The sequence below is a fragment of the Rhodococcus sp. X156 genome (genome assembly GCF_004006015.1).
In the GTDB taxonomy this organism is placed as follows: domain Bacteria; phylum Actinomycetota; class Actinomycetes; order Mycobacteriales; family Mycobacteriaceae; genus X156.
In genome coordinates this window covers 1,096,330-1,113,231 of record NZ_CP034766.1, presented here as the reverse complement: position 1 = coordinate 1,113,231, position 16,902 = coordinate 1,096,330, and the positions used below count along the sequence as shown (strand labels likewise).

Sequence of the window (16,902 nt, the reverse complement as noted above, 5' to 3'; positions counted from 1 at the left end):
CCGCCCTCAGCCGGCCAGCTGGGTGGACAGCACCGCCCACCGGCGCAGCAGGGTCGCCGCGGCACCGCTGTCGATCGACTCCGCCGCCCGCGGAAGCTGGGCTGCCACTGCCTCGGTCAGCCCACCCACCGGCACCCCGGCGTGCGCCGCCAGCGCACCGGCGGCGTTGAGCAGCACCGCGTCCCGCACGGGGCCGGTCTCGCCCTTCAGCACCGCGCGGGCTACCGCGGCGTTCTCGGCGGCGTCGCCGCCGCGCAGCGCCTCCACCGGCACCCGCGCCAGTCCGAGGTCGTGGGGGTCGAACGCCTCCTTGGTCACCGAGCCCTCGTGCACCACCCACACCGTGGACGTGGTGGTGGTGGTCAGCTCGTCCAGCCCGTCGTCGCCGCGGGCCACCAGCACCGAGGAGCCCCGCTTGGCGAAGACGTCGGCCAGCGGCCCGGTCATGTGCTCGTAAGCGCAGCCGATCAGCCCGGCCCGGGGCCGGCCCGGGTTGGTCAGGGGGCCCAGCACGTTGAACGCGGTGGGGATGCCGATCTCGCGGCGCGGGCCGGCGGCGTGGCGCAGCGCCGGGTGGTAGACCGGCGCGAAGCAGAAGCCGATGCCCAGCTCCTTGACCGTGGCGCTCACGCCGGTGGGCCCCAGCCCGATGGCCACCCCGAGCGCCTCCAGGACGTCGGCGGTGCCGCTCTTGGACGACGCGGCGCGGTTGCCGTGCTTGACCACCGCCACGCCAGCGCCGGCCACCACCAGCGCGGCCATGGTGGAGATGTTCACCGTGTTGGAGCGGTCACCACCAGTGCCCACGACGTCCACCGCGTCGCGGTCCACCTCCACCAGCTTGGCGTGGCGCAGCATCGAGTCGGCCATGCCGGACACCTCGGCCCCGGTCTCTCCCTTGGCCCGCATGGCCACCCCGAGGGCGGCGATCTGCGCGGGAGTGGCGGCGCCGGTCATGATCTCGTCCATCGCCCAGGCGGTGTCGGCGGGCGTCAGGTCGCAGCCGTCCACGACACGACCGAGCAGGCTCGGCCAGGTGATGTTGGTCATCCGCGCACGACCGCCAGCCCGGAGCTGCGCAGCACCTCGGCCACGGTCTCGGCTGCGGTCAGCGGGTCCAGCGGGTGCACCAGCACGGCGTCGGCCTGCGACCAGGTGGCCAGCCAGCGGTCGTCCTGACGGCGCACGGCCACCACCACCGGCGGGCAGTGGGTGATCTCGTGCTTGAGCTGGCGGCACAGGCCGATGCCCCCGGTGGGCTGTGCCTCGCCGTCGAGCACCGCCAGGTCCACCGTGCCCGCATCCAGGTGCTGGAGGACCTCGGCGATGGTGCCCGCCTCGACGTAGCTGATCCGGCCCAGGTCAGCGGCGGGACGACGGCCCACCGCGCTGATGATCGCCTCGCGCACCGGGGGGCGGTGGCTGAACACCAGGACGGTGCGGCTGGGGGCGTCCGCGTGGCTGCTCATCGGCACAAATCCTCCTGGTGGACGGGTGCCAGGCATGTTATCGGCCGACGGCGCCCAACGGTTGTGCGGGCGCTTGCAGCGCGTCCCAGCCCAGCACGTCGCCGCCGAGGCGCTGGGCCAGCCCGACCATCCGGGAGCGCTCCTGCGAGCAGTGCAGGGCGTCCAGCAGCTGCACCCGCTGCAGCACCAGCACGTCCGGCTCACCGGTCACCTCAGCTGCGGGCGCGTAGCCGTCCTGCGCGGCGATCGACACCGCCTCGGCCACCGCCGCGGCGGGCACCCGCAGGTGGTGGCGCAGCACGGCGGGCTCCTCTTCTCGCCACTGCGGCGACTCCGCCAGAGCCGTGGAGCAGGCCTGCACCTCGTCGAAGCCGCGCGCCACCACCAGCAGGTCGGCTCGGTCCGGATCAAGCTCCTGGCGCTGCGTGGCGCCCCGGCCAAGGCCCACCGCCGCGGCCCACCGACGCACCCGTCCACCCACTGAGGCACCCATGCCGTCCACCCTGCCCTGCCGCCCGTGTGCAGGGCGAGCGGGACAGGCCACACGCCTGAGTCGCGACACCACCCGACCCCATGACGCCGCGGCCGCGCTGAGGCGGCATACTGCTGCTCGTGACGAGCTCAGTAGGGACCTCCGGGACCGCCATCACCCAACGCGTGCACTCGCTGAACCGACCCAACATGGTCAGCGTCGGCACGGTGGTCTGGCTGTCCAGCGAACTGATGTTCTTTGCCGGCCTGTTTGCCATGTACTTCACAGCACGTGCGCAGGCAGACCCGGCCATGGGTTGGCCGCCGGAGCCTACGGAGCTAGAGCTTCCGTACGCCCTGGTGTTCACGGTCATCCTGGTGGCTTCCTCCTTCACCTGCCAGATGGGCGTGTTCGCCGCCGAGCGCGGTGACGTGTTCGGCCTGCGCCGCTGGTACATGGTGACGCTGGTGCTGGGCCTCATCTTCGTGCTGGGCCAGGCCAACGAGTTCAAGAACCTGGTGCACCACGGCACGTCGATCTCCAGCAGCTCCTACGGCTCGGTCTTCTACCTCACCACCGGCTTCCACGGCCTGCACGTGATCGGCGGACTGGTCGCCTTCGTGTTCCTGATGATGCGCACCCGGATGAGCAAGTTCACGCCAGCTCAGGCCACCGCGGCCATCGTCGTGTCCTACTACTGGCACTTCGTCGACATCGTGTGGATCGGCCTGTTCGCCACGATCTACATCGTGCGCTGAGCCCGTGGCCGCTCTCCGCACCGCACCGCTCGTGTCCTGCCCGATGACCGCGACCCCAGCCGTCCCCGATCACAAGGGATCCCGATGAGCTCCTCACCGACCGCGACCAGCTCGCGAATACAACGCAAGAGCCGCAGCAAGCTGCGTCGCCGCGCCACCGGACTGGTGGTGCTGATGCTGGCCCTCGTCGGTGCCGGTGTCATCGCCTCGGTGGTCACCCCCACCCCGCAGGTGGCGGTCGCCCAGGACCAGACGGCGCAGGCTCGTGAGGGCAAGCAGCTCTACGACAACGCGTGCATCACCTGCCACGGCGCGAACCTGCAGGGTGTGCAGGACCGCGGCCCCAGCCTGATCGGCGTGGGCGAGGCGGCCGTGTACTTCCAGGTCTCCACCGGCCGCATGCCGGCAGTCCGCTCCGAGGCGCAGGCCGCTCGCAAGCCTGCCAAGTACGACACCGCGCAGATCGACCAGCTCTCCGCCTACATCCAGGAGAACGGTGGCGGCCCGGAGGTCGTGCGCAACGCCGACGGCAGCATCGCGCAGGAGTCGCTGCGCGGCGAGGACGTCGCCCGCGGCGGCGAGCTCTTCCGTCTCAACTGCGCCTCGTGCCACAACTTCACCGGCCGCGGCGGGGCGCTGTCCTCCGGGCAGTACGCCCCCGCGCTGGACCCGGCCAACGAGCAGCAGATCTACACCGCGATGGTCTCCGGCCCGCAGAACATGCCGAAGTTCTCCGACCGGCAGCTCTCTGCCGAGGAGAAGGCCGACATCATCGCCTACGTCAAGTCGTCGACCGAGACGCCCGCACCGGGCGGCTACGGCCTCGGCGGCATCGGGCCGGTCTCTGAGGGACTGGCCATCTGGGTCATCGGAATCGGGGCGCTCGTGGGTGCCGCGATGTGGATCGGAGCACGGGCATGAGTGGCGGAGACAACCAGGGCAAGCCGCAGCCCACGGACGAAGAGCTCGCCGGCATGAGCCGCGACGAGCTGGTCACGCTGGGGCTGGCCGAGGACGACGTCGTCCTCGCCCACCGGCGTGACCGCTGGCCCGTCAAGGGCACCAAGGCGGAGAAGCGGGCCGAGCGGTCCGTCGCCAGCTGGTTCGCCCTGTCCGGCATCGCGGCGCTGGCGTTCGTCGCCGTGTACCTGTTCTGGCCGTGGGAGTACGCGCCGGCCGGCAGCGACAAGAACACCCTCTACACCCTGTACACCCCGATGCTCGGCCTCACCATGGGCATCGCGATCCTCGCGCTCGGTGTCGGCGTCATCGCTTACGCCAAGAAGTTCGTCCCGGACGAGACCGCGATCCAGCAGCGGCACCTGGGCGGCTCCAGCGAGCTGGACAAGAAGACCACCGTGGCCCTGCTGCAGGACTCCACGGACACCATCGGCATCGGCCGTCGCAGCCTGATCAAGCGGAGCCTGGGCTTCGGCGCCGGCGCGCTGGGCATCATGGCGATCATGCCGCTGGGCGGGCTCGTCAAGAACCCCTGGAAGGGTGGCTCCGAGGCCGCGCTGTGGACCTCGGGCTGGACCCCCAAGGACGGCGAGACCATCTACCTGCGCCGCTCCACCGGTCACTCTGAGGACGTCTCGCTGGTCCGCGCTGGCGACCTCGACGCCGGCTCCATGGAGACGGTGTTCCCCTTCCGCGAGTCCGAGCGGGGTGACGAGGAGGCGCTGCTGCACGCACTGCGCGGCTCCGACAACCCGGTCATGCTCATCCGCCTGCGTCCCGAGGACGCCGCCAAGGTGGTCAAGCGCAAGGGCCAGGAGACCTACAACTACGGCGACTACTACGCCTACTCCAAGATCTGCACCCACCTCGGTTGCCCGACGTCGCTCTACGAGCAGCAGAACAACCTGATCCTGTGCCCGTGCCACCAGTCGCAGTTCGACGTGCTGGAGTACGCGAAGCCGATCTTCGGCCCGGCGGCACGCGCCCTGCCCCAGCTGCCCATCACGGTCAACAGCGAGGGCTACCTGGTCGCGAACGGTAACTTCAACGAAGCGGTCGGCCCGGCCTTCTGGGAGCGCAAGTCATGACAACCACCACTGCCCCCAAGGGCAAGCTCGCCGCCCTCGGTGAGGGCGCAGCCACCTGGTCGGACGACCGGTACCACATGGCTGCCGGCATGCGGCGCCAGATCAACAAGGTCTTCCCCACTCACTGGTCGTTCCTCTTCGGTGAGATGGCGCTGTACAGCTTCATCATCCTGCTGGTCTCGGGCGTCTACCTGACGCTGTTCTTCGACCCGTCGATGGCCGAGGTCACCTACGACGGTGTCTACGAGCCGCTGCGTGGCGTGGAGATGTCCCGGGCGTACGAGACCTCGCTGAACATCTCCTTCGAGGTGCGTGGCGGGCTGTTCATGCGCCAGATGCACCACTGGGCCGCGCTGCTGTTCGTGGCGTCCATGGTGGTCCACCTGCTCCGCGTGTTCTTCACCGGCGGGTACCGCAAGCCGCGCGAGGCCAACTGGACGATCGGCGGGATCCTCCTGCTGCTGGGCATCGTGGAGGGCTTCGCCGGCTACTCCCTGCCCGACGACCTGCTCTCCGGCACGGGCCTGCGGATCGCCTCGGCGATCATCCTGTCTCTCCCGGTGATCGGCACCTGGATGCACTGGCTGGTCTTTGCCGGCGAGTTCCCCGGCACCATCATCATCGACCGCTTCTACATCGCCCACGTGCTGCTCATCCCGGGCATCCTGCTGGCCCTCATCGCCGCCCACCTGGCACTGGTCTGGTACCAGAAGCACACCCAGTTCCCCGCGGCCGGCCGCACGGAGAAGAACGTCGTGGGCGTGCGGATCATGCCGCTGTTCGCGCTGAAGGCCGGTGGCTTCTTCGGCGTCACCATGGGTGTGCTGATCCTGATGAGCGGGCTCTTCCAGATCAACCCGATCTGGACCCTCGGGCCCTACGACCCCTCACAGGTCTCCGCCGGCTCGCAGCCCGACTGGTACATGGGCTTCACCGACGGCGCGGCACGCATCCTGCCCGCCTGGGAGCTGTACCTGGGCAACTACACGGTGTCGCAGCCGGTGTTCGTGGCCCTGCTGTGCGGTGCGGTGATCGGCGCGCTGTTCGCCTACCCCGTCATCGAGCGCAAGCTGACCAAGGACGACGCGCCGCACAACCTGCTGCAGCGACCGCGGGACGCCCCGATTCGCACCTCCCTGGGTGCCATGGCCATCGCGTTCTACGTGGTGCTCACCCTGTCCGGCGGCAACGACATCATCGCGTTCCACTTCGACATCTCGCTCAACGCCATGACCTGGATCGGTCGCATCGCCATCCTGCTGGTTCCGCCGATCGTGTACTGGCTGACCTACCGCTACTGCATCGGCCTGCAGCGCGACGACCGCAAGGTCCTGGAGCACGGCGTGGAGACCGGCATGATCAAGCGTCTGCCGCACGGTGAGTTCGTCGAGGTGCACCAGCCCCTGGGTGGCGTCGACGCCCACGGCCACGCCATCCCGCTGGAGTACCAGGGCGCGACCGTGCCCAAGAAGATGAACTCCCTGGGTGCGGCCGGCGAGGCCGGCCGCGGCAGCTTCCTCTACGCCGACCCGGCCGACGAGGCCGCGGCGCTGGAGGCGGCGGAGCGCGAGGGGCTCGAGGAGCACCACCGCGCACTGTCGGGCAAGCCTCTCGACCCGAGGGACTGACCACCCGCCCCACCCGCACGAGACAGCCCAGCGGCCCCGGACCACGAGCTTCACGATCCGGGGTCGCTGGCTGTCTGTCGCCCCGCTCCCCCGACGCGGGCGGGTGACACGTTCGGCTAGGTGTCGCCGCCCCTGCTCGCCACCACGTCGGCCAGCAGCTCCTCCACCGAGCGGCGAGCGGCGTCCTCCGGCGGCCGGGACAGGTAGAGGTCGGCGTAGTACCTCCCGCCGTCCTCCTGTCCCGCCGGGTCGTGCCCGTTGCGGACCACGGCACCCAGCGCGGCCTCTCGCTCAGCGTCGCTGGCGAACCGGCGCTGCGGGAACGGACAGCCGGCCAGCACCTCGGTGACCAGCCCGCGCTGGGACAGCAGCTCCGCCACCCCGGCGTAGGAGTAGGTGCGCAGCACGAAGGCCGCCACCCACGGCAGCTGGCCGTCCGGTCGCGGCTGCACGACGCTGTCGAAGGTGCGGGCGGTGATGTAGCCGACTCCCCCGGTGGCCGTCACCAGGCTCACCTGCCCCAGGTGGTCGTTGAGCTCCGGCGAGGGCAGCTGCTCCTCCAGGTTCTCCGACCAGCCGTCATCGAGCAGCCCCACTCGCCGGGCGTAGGCCACCGCGTTGCCGGCAAGGTCCAGCCCACCCACCCGCGGGGCTGCCGCCCGACGCCGCTCGGCGTAGAACGCGGTGTCGGCCTCGGCCAGCTCGTCGGTGGACACGTCGGCGAGCTCGGCGCCGGTGTAGCGGGCGAAGAGCTCGGCCAGCGTCACCTCGCAGCACAGCAGCGCGGCGTTGATCCCGTAGGAGCAGCACAGGTCGAGCACCCAGGGCGGATGCACGTCGTCGGCGTCGGGGGCCTGCTCCCGGGCAGCGAGCAGCTGGCGGAAGACCGGCTCGGCCTGCTGGGGGATCTCGTAGTCGTAGCGCGCCAGGGTCCGGAAGTACTCCCGCGGGTCGGGCTCGTCGTAGATGTGGTCGAAGTTCGCCTTGCCGTCGCCCGGTCCCCCGGAAGCTCCGCCTTCACCCATAGCCGCCCCCTTGTGACACATGTGTTGTGAGTCACAAAGGATAGGCAGTCTGCGGGGGTGTGCAGAACGAAGCCGCAGGTCACCGCCCTGCGGCGGGTGGATCAGGGGTTGGCGGTGGCGGCCCTGCGCTCGGCGCCCAGCCGCACGAACTGGTCGATGAGTGACGGATCATCAACTGCCCCAAGGCTCAACGCCGTCCCCGGGTCGGCGCCCTGCAGCACCCGCTTCACCGGAACCTCGAGCTTCTTGCCGGTGCGGGTGTGCGGGATGGCGGCCACCGGGATCAGCTCGCTGGGCACGTGCCGGGGCGAGGCGTCCCGGCGCAGCGCGGCCACGATGCGCGCGCGCAGGTCGTCGTCCAGGGTGGCGCCCTCGGCGAGCACCAGGAACATCGGCATCCAGTAGCTGCCGTCGGGCATCTCCGCCCCGATCACCAGTGCCTCGGCCACCTCCTCGAAGGCCTCCACCACCTCGTAGATGTCCGCGCTGCCCAGCCGCACCCCGTTGCGGTTGAGCGTGGAGTCCGAGCGACCGTGCACCACCACGCTGCCGCGGTCGGTGAGGGTGATCCAGTCGCCGTGGCGCCACACCCCCGGGTAGGTGTCGAAGTACGCCGCCCGGTACCGCGAGCCGTCCTCGTCGTCCCAGAAGAACACCGGCATGGACGGCATCGGCTCGGTCACCACCAGCTCACCGACCTCCCCGCGCAGCGACTGCCCCTCCGGGCCGTAGGCGTCCAGCGCCACCCCGAGCGCGGCGGCCGGGATCTCCCCCACGTGCACCGGCACCGTGGGGGCGCCACCGACGAAGGCGCAGGCCACGTCGGTGCCGCCGCTGGTGGACACCAGCTGCACCCGCTCGGACACCGCGTCGTGCACGTAGCCGTAGGCCGACAGGTGCAGGGTGGAGCCGGTGCTGCCGATGGTGCGCAGCGCCGACAGGTCGTGCTGGCGGCCCGGCACCAGGCCCGCCTTCTCGCAGGCCAGCAGGTAGCCGGGGCTGAGCCCGAACACGGTGACGCCCTCCCGCTCCACCACCTGCCAGAGGGTGTCCGGGCTGGGGAAGACGGGGCTGCCGTCGTGCAGCACCACCGCCGAGCCCACCAGCAGGCCGGCGACGGTGAGGTTCCACATCATCCAGTTGGTGTTGGTGTACCAGAAGAAGGTGTCGTCGGGCCCGAGGTCGAGCTGCAGGCCCAGCGCCGCCAGGTGCACCAGCAGCACCCCGCCGTGGCTGTGCACGATGCCCTTGGGCTTGCCGGTGGTGCCGGAGGAGAACAGCACCCACAGCGGGTGGTCGAACGCGACGTCCACGACGTCCAGCGGGTGCGGGTTGCCTTCGGCGTCGGTGGTGGCCAGGGCCTGCGCCCACGCCAGGGTGCGCACTCCCCCGGCCAGCGGGGCGGGCTCACCGGCGCCGACGTGGTCCACGTGCACCACCGCCCGCAGGGTGGGCAGCCCGGCGGCCAGCTCGGCGGCGGCGTCGCGGCGGTCGACGGTGGTGCCGCTGAACCGGTAGCCGTCGGCGGCGACGAGCACGGTGGGCCGCAGCTGGGCGAAGCGGTCGGTGGCGGCGGCGGGGCCGTAGTCCTGCCCGCAGGCCGACCAGGTGGCGCCGAGGGAGGCGGTGGCCAGGAAGGCGACCAGCGAGACCCGGGTGTTGGGCAGGTAGCCGACGACGCGGTCGCCCTGCTGCACCCCCAGCCCGCGCAGCGCCGCGGCCACGGCGGCGACCTCGCTGCGCAGCTGGCCGAGGGTGGTGGTGACCGAGTCGCCGGCCTCGTTGGTCTCCACCACGGCCCGCGCCTCGGCCGGGCCGCGCAGCGCGTGCTCGACGTAGCTCAGCGTCGCGCCGGTGAACCAGTCGGCGCCGGGCATCCCCCGGCCGGAGAGCACCTGGGTGTACGGGGTGGCCGAGCGGACGTCGAAGTGCTGCCAGACCAGCTCCCAGAACTGCTCCAGCTCGGTGGTGGACCAGGCGAGCAGGTCGGCGTAGTCGGACAGGTCGCGCCCGGCGAGGTCACCGGCCTTGCGGGCGAACGCGGCGAGCTGGCTGTGCTCGGCCTCCGGGCCGGGCGACCAGATGGGCTCGGTGCTCTGCTGCATCGCGTGCTCGCTCTCCTGACGGAACCGGTGTGCCCTGCCAGTCCACCAAATCCTCGGCGGCGGTGCAGGAGCGGCCCGCCGGCACCGGGACTCAGCTGCTGATGGCGGGGGCGGCGCGCAGGAAGCGGCGGCTGTCCACCTGGTCGGCGGTGAACGTGGCGAGGTCGGCCTTGCTCACCTGCCAGCCGATGCGGTCGGTGCCGAAGAAGCCCACGTGCCGCACGCCGACGCCCGGGCCGCCGGTGGGCAGGATGACGCGCACGATGGTCCAGTCCAGGGAGGTGCGCATGACGGCGTTGGACATGCCCACCACCTCGCGGTACGCCCGCGGCAGGAGGGTCCGGGTCAGCCAGGACACCACCCGGGTCTGCGTCGTGGGGCTCTCCCGCGGGTCGAGCACGCACGGCGTGGCGTTGCCGACGTAGCGGCGCACCCCGTGCCCCAGCATGGCCTCCACCACCAGCCGGGTGCCCTCCACCAGGGGCGGGCCCACCCGCCGGCGGTTGAGCGTCGGCCAGAGCGTGCTCACCACCGCCTCCGCCCCGGCCACCGCGGAGCCGACGGCCACGCGGTCGGTGATCTCCCCGACCACCACGTCCACGTCGGCGGACCAGCTCGCCGGCGGCAGCACCGCCTCGTGCACGTAGGCGCGCACGGAGTGGCCGTTGTCCAGCAGGTCGCGCACCGCGAGCCGGCCCACGTCGCTGGTCGACCCGAAGACGGTGACCCTCACCGCCGGCACCCCGCAGGGGTCACGGCACGGTCCTGGGTCACGACACGGTCCTGGGTCACGGCACAGTACTGGGTCACGGCACGGTCCTCCTCACGCGGTGTAGACCAGCTCGGCCCGGTCGCGCCGGACGTAGAGGTCCCAGTAGGCCTTGGCGATGACGTCGGCCTCCGCGTCCGGTGGCCCGGAGCCGATCCCGGTGTTGATGGCGACGTGCGCGGCGTAGACACCCAGCTCGGCCGCCACCTGGTTGAGGTCGAGCACCCAGCTGCGCAGCGCTGCGGCCGCGGCGTTGACGTTGCCCATCCTGGGGTGCGGCGTCACCGAGCCGGCGCCGGTGGTGAACAACAGCGTCCCCACCTCGTCGTCGATCATCGGCGGCAGCACCTGCTGGGCGGCGGTGACCGCGCCGTACAGGTAGTACTCGATCTGCGGCCGCAGGTTGGCCACGGTGACCTCCAGCGGGTCGGCCACCGCCAGCTCCGGAGCAGGCCGGTACGGGGCCGGGGAGAACTCGAGCACGTCCACCGCGTCGAACCGGTCGGTCACCCCGTCGAAGGCCTCCACCAGCGAGGTGGGGTCGCGCACGTCGGCGGGGAAGGCCGCCGCCTCGATGCCGGCGGCGTCGAGCTGGGCCACGAGCCCGTCCAGGCGCTGCTGCGACCGGGAGATCAGCGCCACCTGAAAGTCTTGTGCGCCAAAGGTCTTGGCGAGGGAGAGCCCCAGCCCGGGGCCTGCTCCGACGATGGCGATGACCGGCATTGGGGACTCCTCTGCTGCAGGGCCTCCCCCGCCACGGTAGCCCGGGTCCGGCAGCGGGCTAGGCCACCGGCGGGTAGGCGGCGAGCTCCTCCAGGCTGACGTCCACGGCGATCTCCCCGCCCAGCTCGGCCCCACCCAGCAGGGGCAGGTCGTCGCCGCTCCAGAACCGGCCGGGGTCGTACCAGCTGGCCTTGCGGTCGTCGGGCAGCAGCCCCATCGCCTGGTAGGTCAGGGCCAGCACCTCCGCGCAGTAGGCCGTCTCCACCGCGCGGTGCTTGACCCGGTTGCGGCGCAGCGCCCGCCCGGTGAGCCACCGGCCCGCCATCGTGGCGGTGCTGGGAAACGGCGTGCCGTCCAGCCGAGCGATGGTGCGCAGCACCGCGCCCTCCTGCTCCTCGGTCACCGGGCTCAGCAGCTGGCGCAGCCACGGGCGCTGGTCGTAGCGGCCGGCCCAGGTCAGCACCGCCTGGCGCATGTCGTGCAGCTGCACGCCGCGCTGGTGGTTGCCGGTCCAGGCGTCGGGCAGGGAGCGACCCAGCTCGGCGTGCCACATCAGCGGTGGCAGGTCGTCGATCACCACGGCCATGCCCACGTGGTTGACCGGGGCGTTGGTGAGGGCACGGATGGCGCGGTCGGCGCCGGAGCGGCCCCGGAAGAGCCAGACGTCGCCGGTGCGGGTCATCTCCAGCGCGTGGTCGAGGGTGACGCTGGTACCGGTCATCCCCGCAGCCTAGGTCCCCCGGATGGCCGAGAAGGCTTGGCGCAGCGACGTAGCCTGGGCCGCATGCGATGGTGGAAAGTGCTGGGAGTAGCAGGACTAGCGGGTGTGGTGGCCACGGGCGGGGTGGTCGCGCGCAACCAGCGGCAGCGCCGCAGCTACACCCCGGAGGAGGTCAAGGACCGCCTGCACCAGCGGCTCGCCGAGGCCAGCGACGCCACCGGCACGCACTCCGACCGCAGCAAGCCCGGCGTGGCCACCGAGCGCCAGCGAGCACGATGAGCACGCCGCCTGATGCCCGCACCCCCTCCGCCGCGCTGCGCGCGCCGGGCATCGTGCTCGGCGTGGGCCTCGGTGGCTTCGTGGACGGCATCCTGCTGCACCAGATCCTGCAGTGGCACCACATGCTCACCAGCACCGACACCGACCGGGTGGGCGTCGCCTTCTACCCGCAGGACACCGTGCACGGACTGGAGATCAACACCCTCTGGGACGGCTTCTTCCACACCTTCACCTGGCTGGCGGTGCTGATCGGGCTGGCGCTGCTGTTCTCCCGGCTCAGCTCCGGCCAGGTGCACAGCTGGCGAGCCACACCGCTGTGGGGCTGGATCCTGGTGGGCTGGGGCTTGTTCAACCTGGTGGAGGGCATCATCGACCACCACGTCCTGGGCATCCACCACGTGCGCAGCGGCCCCAACCAGACGTGGTGGGACCTCGGGTTCCTCGCCCTGGGAGCGGTGCTGGTGGTCGTCGGCTGGCTGCTCGCGCGACCGTCCTCCCGCCGCACCACCACCCCGGTCGCCACCGCCCCCCGCTGATGCTCGCGCACGACGCGCACACCCACGCCACCGGCACGGGCGCCAGTCCGGTGGTGCTCGCCGTGCTGGGCCTGTTCGCCGCGGCGTACCTGGTGGGGGCGCTGCGCACCGACCGCGACGGCCGCGGCTGGCAGCACTGGCGCACCGCCGCGTTCCTGGGTGGGCTGGCGCTGCTGGGCTGGGCGCTGGTGCCCGACGCGCTGCCGCTGCCCGCTGGCACGTTCCAGGCGCACATGGCCCAGCACCTGCTGCTGGCCATGCTGGCCCCGCTCGGGCTGGTGCTCGGCGCGCCCGTCACGCTGGTGCTGCGCAACGTCTCCGCCACCACGGGTCGGCGGCTGGTGGCGGTGCTGCGCAGCCGGCCGGTGGGCCTGGTCGCCAACCCCGTGGTGGCGCTGCTGCTCACCCTCGGCTCGCTGTACCTGCTGTACCTGACCCCGCTGTACGCGTGGAGCAGCAGCCACCCCCTGGCCCACCACCTGCTGCACCTGCACTTCCTGCTCGCCGGCTACCTCTTCGCCTGGGTGATCGCCGGCCCCGACCCGGGCCCGCACCGGCTGTCGGTCAGGGCGCGGCTGGTGGTGCTGGGGGTGGCCATCGCCGGGCACGCCATCCTGTCCCAGCTGATGTACGCCAACCGCTACGTGCGCATCCCGACCACCAGCGACGACCTGCAGGCCGGGGCCTCGCTGATGTACTTCGGTGGCGACATCGCCGAGCTGCTGCTGGCGCTGGCCATGCTGCTCACCTGGCGGGTGCCGCGGCGCGCCCGGGCAACGACCGCGGTCAGCGCACCCTAGCCGTGCCTCACTGCAGGTAGCCCTCCACGTCCTCGGTGGGACGGGGTGCGGCGGTGTCCGGGTCCTCGCCGGCGTCGCGCCGGGCCCGGCGCTGGCGCAGCAGGTCCCAGCACTGGTCCAGCGCCTGCTCCCGAGCCTGCACGCGCCGGCTCTCCTCCTCCGGGGAGATCTCGCCCTGCTCCTCGGCAGTGCGCAGGGCGTGCTCGTCGCTGACCAGCTGCTGGATCTTCTGCAGGATCTCGGCGTCGTCCATCGCCCGCCCCTTCACACTCGACAGCGCGACCGGCTCGTCTCCAACGTACGTCCCGACGGCCCCCGCGGCCCGCTGCTCAGGGGCGCTCGGTGCAGAGCTGGCGCACGCGGGCGAGCACCTCGAAGGCGAGCTCGTCGTCCCGGCAGGCCTCGCGCAGCCGGTCGGCGAGGTCGGTGGCCGCGGCCTGCGCCTGCTCCGGGCTGGAGCCGGCGACGGTGGCCAGCTCGGCCGGTGGCTGGCCGAGGTGCGGCACCAGCGCCCGGTCCAGCGGAGACAGCGACTGCCAGATCTCGTCGGCGGCGTCGCGGGCCAGCACCCCGGCCTCGGGCCCGGGCAGGGTGGCCCCGGTGTCCACCGACGGCACCAGCACCGGCTTGGGCGCCTTGGCCGGGGGCAGCGGGAACCGGCGGCGCAGCACGGTCAGCAGCTTCCCGGCCGGCACTGGACCGCCCGCCGCGGTGAGGATGCCGTGCAGCACGGCGCGCACCAGGTCGGTGGTGGCGCTGGCCTGGTGGGTGGCGTGCGCGGCCGAGGCGATGTCATCGGCGCCGAGCACCGCCACGGCGGCGCGCTCCAGGTCGTCCACCTCGCCCTGCCAGGTGTCCTCGGGACCCCCGGCCAGCCCCACCAGCACGTCGCCGCCGGGGCTCACGCGGCGGGTGAAGCGGGCGTCCAGCGGCAGCAGCGACTCGGCCCGGCGCAGCTGCACCCCGGCCTGGGTCCAGGCGTGCGCCTGGTCGTCGAGCCGGTTGGTGATCGCGGTGCGAAACACCCGCTCCAGCGAGGCCTCGTCGTGCGCCTGGGCCCAGCAGGTGAGCAGGAAGCCGGCGTTGCGCCGGTCCAGCAGGCCGGCGAGCACCCGCTCCACCTCGGCGCTGGAGCTGGGGAGGGAGCTGTCGGCGGTCACGCCGGTGCGGGCAGCGGTCACCTCGCTCACCAGGCGGTGCAGCAGGGCAAGGGTCGCGGGGCCGCAGCGACCGGTCACGGTCAGCTCGTCATAGGCAGTCATCGGGCCACCACGCTACGCACCTCGCCGACGGGCTGCGCGGCGTCCCGCCGACGCTCGGACCAGCAGCACCAGTCCGTGCAGGAGGACGACCCCGCCGCCCCCGATCAAGGAGCTGAACAGCGTGTCCGCGTCGAAGAACACCAGTGCTGCCAGCGCGACCACCACGGCGACCGCGCCGGGCACGAGGTAGTAGTACGCACGGTTGTTGTCGGCGGTGGCTGGCACTGCTCCTCCTTGTCCGGGGGTGGATCTGCGTCGCCACCCTGCTTGCTGCAGATCATGCACTCGACCACCCTGCCGGTGGGTTCAGCGGCGGCAAGCGCGCCACCTACGATGCGTGACATGAAGCTGCGCAACGCCAAGGACGTCTCCACCGCCCCGTTCACCGCTCTGGGTCTGCTCGGGGGCTACCTCGTGGCCCGCGAGACCGGCATCCGTCCGCTCGGCGGCGTGGTGCTCGGCCTGGCCGGGGTGTACTCCGGGCGCACCTGGCTGGCCAAGGGTGGCCCCAAGGAGACCGCGGCGCTGACCGCGCTCTACCTCGGCGGCTTCGGGGCCTCGCACCCGCTGGCCAAGAAGGTCGGTGCCTGGCCCGCGGTGATCGGGGTTGCCGCGGCCAGCGCCGCGGCGTCCCACCTGCTCGTCGACCGCCGCTAGGCACTTCCCGCTGATCAGGGGGCACCCGCCGGGAGCGGGTGGTCGATCCCCCGGACGTGGTCGGTGACCGCCGCACCCACCACCGTCGCCTCGATGGGCAGCGTCTCCAGACAGCGCCGCACCGCAGCACCCACCAGGGCGGTGGACACCCGCATCGACACCGTGCAGTGGGGCACCCAGCTGTCCGGGCGGTACTCGTCCCAGACGTCGATCCCGGCTGCGGTCAGCCGGTGGTGCACGTGCGCCTGGTGCTCGAGCAGCTCGCGGTGCGGAGCCGGGCCCAGCCACAGCACCCGGCCGAGGAACAGACCGACGAAGGTGAAGGAGAGACGCAGAGGCGGAGCCACCGCCACCCCGGCGAGGGTGGCGGCCACTGCCGCCGGGTCGAGCCGGCCCGCCACCGCCAGCGACACGTGCGGCCGGTGCTGCTGCAGCGACGAGCGCACGTTGTGCACGCCCTCCGCCTCCAGCGCCTCCCACAGCGCCACGATGCGCCTGCTGGCCCGGGCGTCGAGACGGAGCTCCAGCGCGGCGGCCACGGCGTCACGCTACTGGCGGCGCTGCCACCAGGCCCGGCGATGTCGCGCCGAGCGCGCTGGACAGGGACGCTGGAGGGCAGACGCCGTCGTCGCGGGACACCATCGGAGGACGCTATGGCCACCTGGACCCAGGACCAGCTTGTCGGCATCGGCACTCCGGAGGAGGTGACCATCTCCTCGCTGCGCCGCGACGGCACGCTGCGCTCCCCCGGACGGTGTGGGTGGTCCGCGACGGCGACGACCTCTACGTGCGGTCGGTGTACGGGCCGGGCTCGGCGTGGTACCGCGGCACCCGCGCCCGCCACGAGGGCCGGGTGCAGGCGGGCGGGATGGCCCAGGACGTCACCTTCGTGGACGCCAACGCCGACGTCGACGCCACGCTGAACAACAGCATCGACGCCGACTACCGCCGCAAGTACGCCCACTACGCGGCGAACATCCTCGACTCGATCACCAGCGACGAGGCCCGCTCCACCACGCTGCGCCTGGTCCCGCGCTAGCGGCGTGATCCGCCGGGCCCGCGCCGAGGAGCTGGGGTTGCTGCGCGAGGTGGAGCGCGCGGCCGGCCGCCGCTTCGCCGAGCTGGGGATGCACCGCGTCGCCGACGACGAGCCGCTCCCGGTGCCGGCGCTGGCGGCCTACCAGCGGCAGGGCCGAGCCTGGGTGTGGGCCGATGGCGCAGGCGACGGCGACGACCGACCGGTGGCGTACCTGCTCGCCTCGGTGGTGGACGGGCAGGCGCACGTGGACCAGGTCTCGGTGCACCCGGACCACGCCCGCCGCGGCCTCGGGGCGGCGTTGCTGCAGCACCTGGAGGGCTGGGCGCGAGCGCACGGGTGCGCCGCCCTCACGCTGACCACCTTCACCGACGTGCCCTGGAACGGCCCGTACTACCAGCGCCTGGGCTTTCGCTACCTCAGCAGCGCGCAGGAGTCACCGGGGCTGCGGCGCGTCCGCACCGCCGAGGCCGCCGAGGGCCTGGACCACTGGCCGCGCGCGTGCATGCGGCGGGAGATCGGAGCACGCGGCGGGCAACCTTGACACCCTTGGACCACAAGAGCAGCGTCTGACCTCACGGACACCTCACCTCTCAGCCCGGGTGGTACGGCGA

The 16,902-nt window shown here is 72.3% G+C and carries 22 protein-coding genes; 10 read left to right on the top strand and 12 right to left on the bottom strand.

All coding sequences use genetic code 11. The features are described from left to right. Nucleotides 1-6 precede the first annotated feature (6 nt). From trpD to ELX43_RS05320, 3 genes are read right to left on the bottom strand one after another with little or no spacing between them, the layout of a single operon-like run. Nucleotides 7-1,050, bottom strand: coding sequence for an anthranilate phosphoribosyltransferase (gene trpD, locus ELX43_RS05330; RefSeq protein WP_127782460.1), 1,044 nt, complete (start codon nucleotides 1,048-1,050; stop codon nucleotides 7-9). Continuing rightward, nucleotides 1,047-1,469, bottom strand: a complete 423-nt coding sequence (locus ELX43_RS05325) for a response regulator transcription factor (protein ID WP_127782459.1) — start codon at nucleotides 1,467-1,469, stop codon at nucleotides 1,047-1,049. Before ELX43_RS05325 ends, trpD begins: the two co-directional genes overlap by 4 nt. A gap of 37 nt (nucleotides 1,470-1,506) precedes the next feature. Beyond that, nucleotides 1,507-1,962 (bottom strand): hypothetical protein, encoded by a 456-nt coding sequence (locus ELX43_RS05320; RefSeq protein WP_241249796.1) that lies wholly within the window; start codon nucleotides 1,960-1,962, stop codon nucleotides 1,507-1,509. A 119-nt stretch (nucleotides 1,963-2,081) separates the two neighbouring features. On the opposite strand from ELX43_RS05320, the gene ELX43_RS05315 reads away from it, so the two are divergent. From ELX43_RS05315 to ELX43_RS05300, 4 genes are all read left to right on the top strand, one after another. Continuing rightward, a complete protein-coding gene (locus ELX43_RS05315; RefSeq protein ID WP_127782458.1) occupies nucleotides 2,082-2,699 on the top strand; it encodes a heme-copper oxidase subunit III in 618 nt (205 codons plus the stop codon). 84 nt (nucleotides 2,700-2,783) lie between these two features. Then, complete coding sequence (locus tag ELX43_RS05310; protein WP_127782457.1) at nucleotides 2,784-3,620, top strand: cytochrome c; 837 nt, start codon at nucleotides 2,784-2,786, stop codon at nucleotides 3,618-3,620. Next, on the top strand, nucleotides 3,617-4,747 hold the full coding sequence (locus tag ELX43_RS05305) for a ubiquinol-cytochrome c reductase iron-sulfur subunit (protein ID WP_127782456.1): 1,131 nt from the start codon (nucleotides 3,617-3,619) through the stop codon (nucleotides 4,745-4,747). Before ELX43_RS05310 ends, ELX43_RS05305 begins: the two co-directional genes overlap by 4 nt. Continuing rightward, a complete protein-coding gene (locus tag ELX43_RS05300; protein WP_127782455.1) occupies nucleotides 4,744-6,375 on the top strand; it encodes a cytochrome bc complex cytochrome b subunit in 1,632 nt (543 codons plus the stop codon). The genes ELX43_RS05305 and ELX43_RS05300 overlap by 4 nt, the downstream gene beginning before the upstream one ends. Nucleotides 6,376-6,491: 116 nt before the next feature. Here the strand turns inward: ELX43_RS05300 and ELX43_RS05295 are convergent, their stop codons facing one another. The 5 genes from ELX43_RS05295 to ELX43_RS05275 form a co-directional block, all read right to left on the bottom strand. After that, nucleotides 6,492-7,400 (bottom strand): hypothetical protein, encoded by a 909-nt coding sequence (locus ELX43_RS05295; protein WP_127782454.1) that lies wholly within the window; start codon nucleotides 7,398-7,400, stop codon nucleotides 6,492-6,494. Between the two features lie 101 nt (nucleotides 7,401-7,501). Further along, entirely contained in the window at nucleotides 7,502-9,505 is a 2,004-nt protein-coding gene (locus ELX43_RS05290) for an acetoacetate--CoA ligase (RefSeq protein ID WP_127782453.1), read from the bottom strand. 91 nt (nucleotides 9,506-9,596) lie between these two features. Next, entirely contained in the window at nucleotides 9,597-10,238 is a 642-nt protein-coding gene (locus ELX43_RS05285) for an NAD(P)H-binding protein (protein ID WP_127782452.1), read from the bottom strand. 90 nt (nucleotides 10,239-10,328) lie between these two features. Further along, entirely contained in the window at nucleotides 10,329-10,997 is a 669-nt protein-coding gene (locus ELX43_RS05280; RefSeq protein ID WP_127782451.1) for an SDR family NAD(P)-dependent oxidoreductase, read from the bottom strand. Between the two features lie 58 nt (nucleotides 10,998-11,055). Beyond that, on the bottom strand, nucleotides 11,056-11,718 hold the full coding sequence (locus tag ELX43_RS05275) for a hypothetical protein (RefSeq protein WP_127782450.1): 663 nt from the start codon (nucleotides 11,716-11,718) through the stop codon (nucleotides 11,056-11,058). A gap of 63 nt (nucleotides 11,719-11,781) precedes the next feature. Here ELX43_RS05275 and ELX43_RS05270 point away from each other — a divergent pair, with 63 nt between their 5' ends. The 3 genes from ELX43_RS05270 to ELX43_RS05260 are packed head-to-tail and all read left to right on the top strand — an operon-like array spanning nucleotide 11,782 to nucleotide 13,333. Continuing rightward, nucleotides 11,782-11,997 carry a hypothetical protein gene (locus ELX43_RS05270; protein WP_127782449.1) on the top strand — a complete coding sequence of 72 codons (216 nt, stop codon included), beginning with the start codon at nucleotides 11,782-11,784 and terminating at the stop codon, nucleotides 11,995-11,997. Then, on the top strand, nucleotides 11,994-12,533 hold the full coding sequence (locus ELX43_RS05265; RefSeq protein WP_127782448.1) for a DUF2243 domain-containing protein: 540 nt from the start codon (nucleotides 11,994-11,996) through the stop codon (nucleotides 12,531-12,533). Before ELX43_RS05270 ends, ELX43_RS05265 begins: the two co-directional genes overlap by 4 nt. Next, nucleotides 12,533-13,333, top strand: coding sequence for a cytochrome c oxidase assembly protein (locus ELX43_RS05260; protein WP_206518113.1), 801 nt, complete (start codon nucleotides 12,533-12,535; stop codon nucleotides 13,331-13,333). Before ELX43_RS05265 ends, ELX43_RS05260 begins: the two co-directional genes overlap by 1 nt. A gap of 7 nt (nucleotides 13,334-13,340) precedes the next feature. Here ELX43_RS05260 and ELX43_RS05255 read toward each other — a convergent pair whose 3' ends face one another. The 3 genes from ELX43_RS05255 to ELX43_RS05245 all read right to left on the bottom strand — a co-directional run bounded on the left by ELX43_RS05255 (nucleotide 13,341) and on the right by ELX43_RS05245 (nucleotide 14,820). Beyond that, entirely contained in the window at nucleotides 13,341-13,586 is a 246-nt protein-coding gene (locus ELX43_RS05255) for a DUF2630 family protein (protein WP_127782447.1), read from the bottom strand. A 76-nt stretch (nucleotides 13,587-13,662) separates the two neighbouring features. Further along, on the bottom strand, nucleotides 13,663-14,595 hold the full coding sequence (locus tag ELX43_RS05250) for a hypothetical protein (protein WP_127782446.1): 933 nt from the start codon (nucleotides 14,593-14,595) through the stop codon (nucleotides 13,663-13,665). Between the two features lie 12 nt (nucleotides 14,596-14,607). Next, nucleotides 14,608-14,820: a hypothetical protein gene (locus tag ELX43_RS05245; RefSeq protein ID WP_127782445.1), complete on the bottom strand. Its 213-nt coding sequence runs from the start codon at nucleotides 14,818-14,820 to the stop codon at nucleotides 14,608-14,610. Nucleotides 14,821-14,928: 108 nt separating this feature from the next. Here ELX43_RS05245 and ELX43_RS05240 point away from each other — a divergent pair, with 108 nt between their 5' ends. Then, nucleotides 14,929-15,252, top strand: coding sequence for a hypothetical protein (locus tag ELX43_RS05240; RefSeq protein ID WP_206518112.1), 324 nt, complete (start codon nucleotides 14,929-14,931; stop codon nucleotides 15,250-15,252). 14 nt (nucleotides 15,253-15,266) lie between these two features. On the opposite strand, the gene ELX43_RS05235 is transcribed toward ELX43_RS05240, so the two are convergent. After that, on the bottom strand, nucleotides 15,267-15,791 hold the full coding sequence (locus tag ELX43_RS05235; protein ID WP_127782443.1) for a 2'-5' RNA ligase family protein: 525 nt from the start codon (nucleotides 15,789-15,791) through the stop codon (nucleotides 15,267-15,269). 221 nt (nucleotides 15,792-16,012) lie between these two features. Here ELX43_RS05235 and ELX43_RS05230 point away from each other — a divergent pair, with 221 nt between their 5' ends. After that, nucleotides 16,013-16,291: a DUF2255 family protein gene (locus tag ELX43_RS05230; RefSeq protein ID WP_206518111.1), complete on the top strand. Its 279-nt coding sequence runs from the start codon at nucleotides 16,013-16,015 to the stop codon at nucleotides 16,289-16,291. Nucleotides 16,292-16,295: 4 nt separating this feature from the next. Then, the gene (locus tag ELX43_RS05225) at nucleotides 16,296-16,832 is read left to right on the top strand and encodes a GNAT family N-acetyltransferase (RefSeq protein ID WP_241249795.1); all 537 of its coding nucleotides are present in this window, start codon (nucleotides 16,296-16,298) and stop codon (nucleotides 16,830-16,832) included. Nucleotides 16,833-16,902 lie beyond the last annotated feature (70 nt).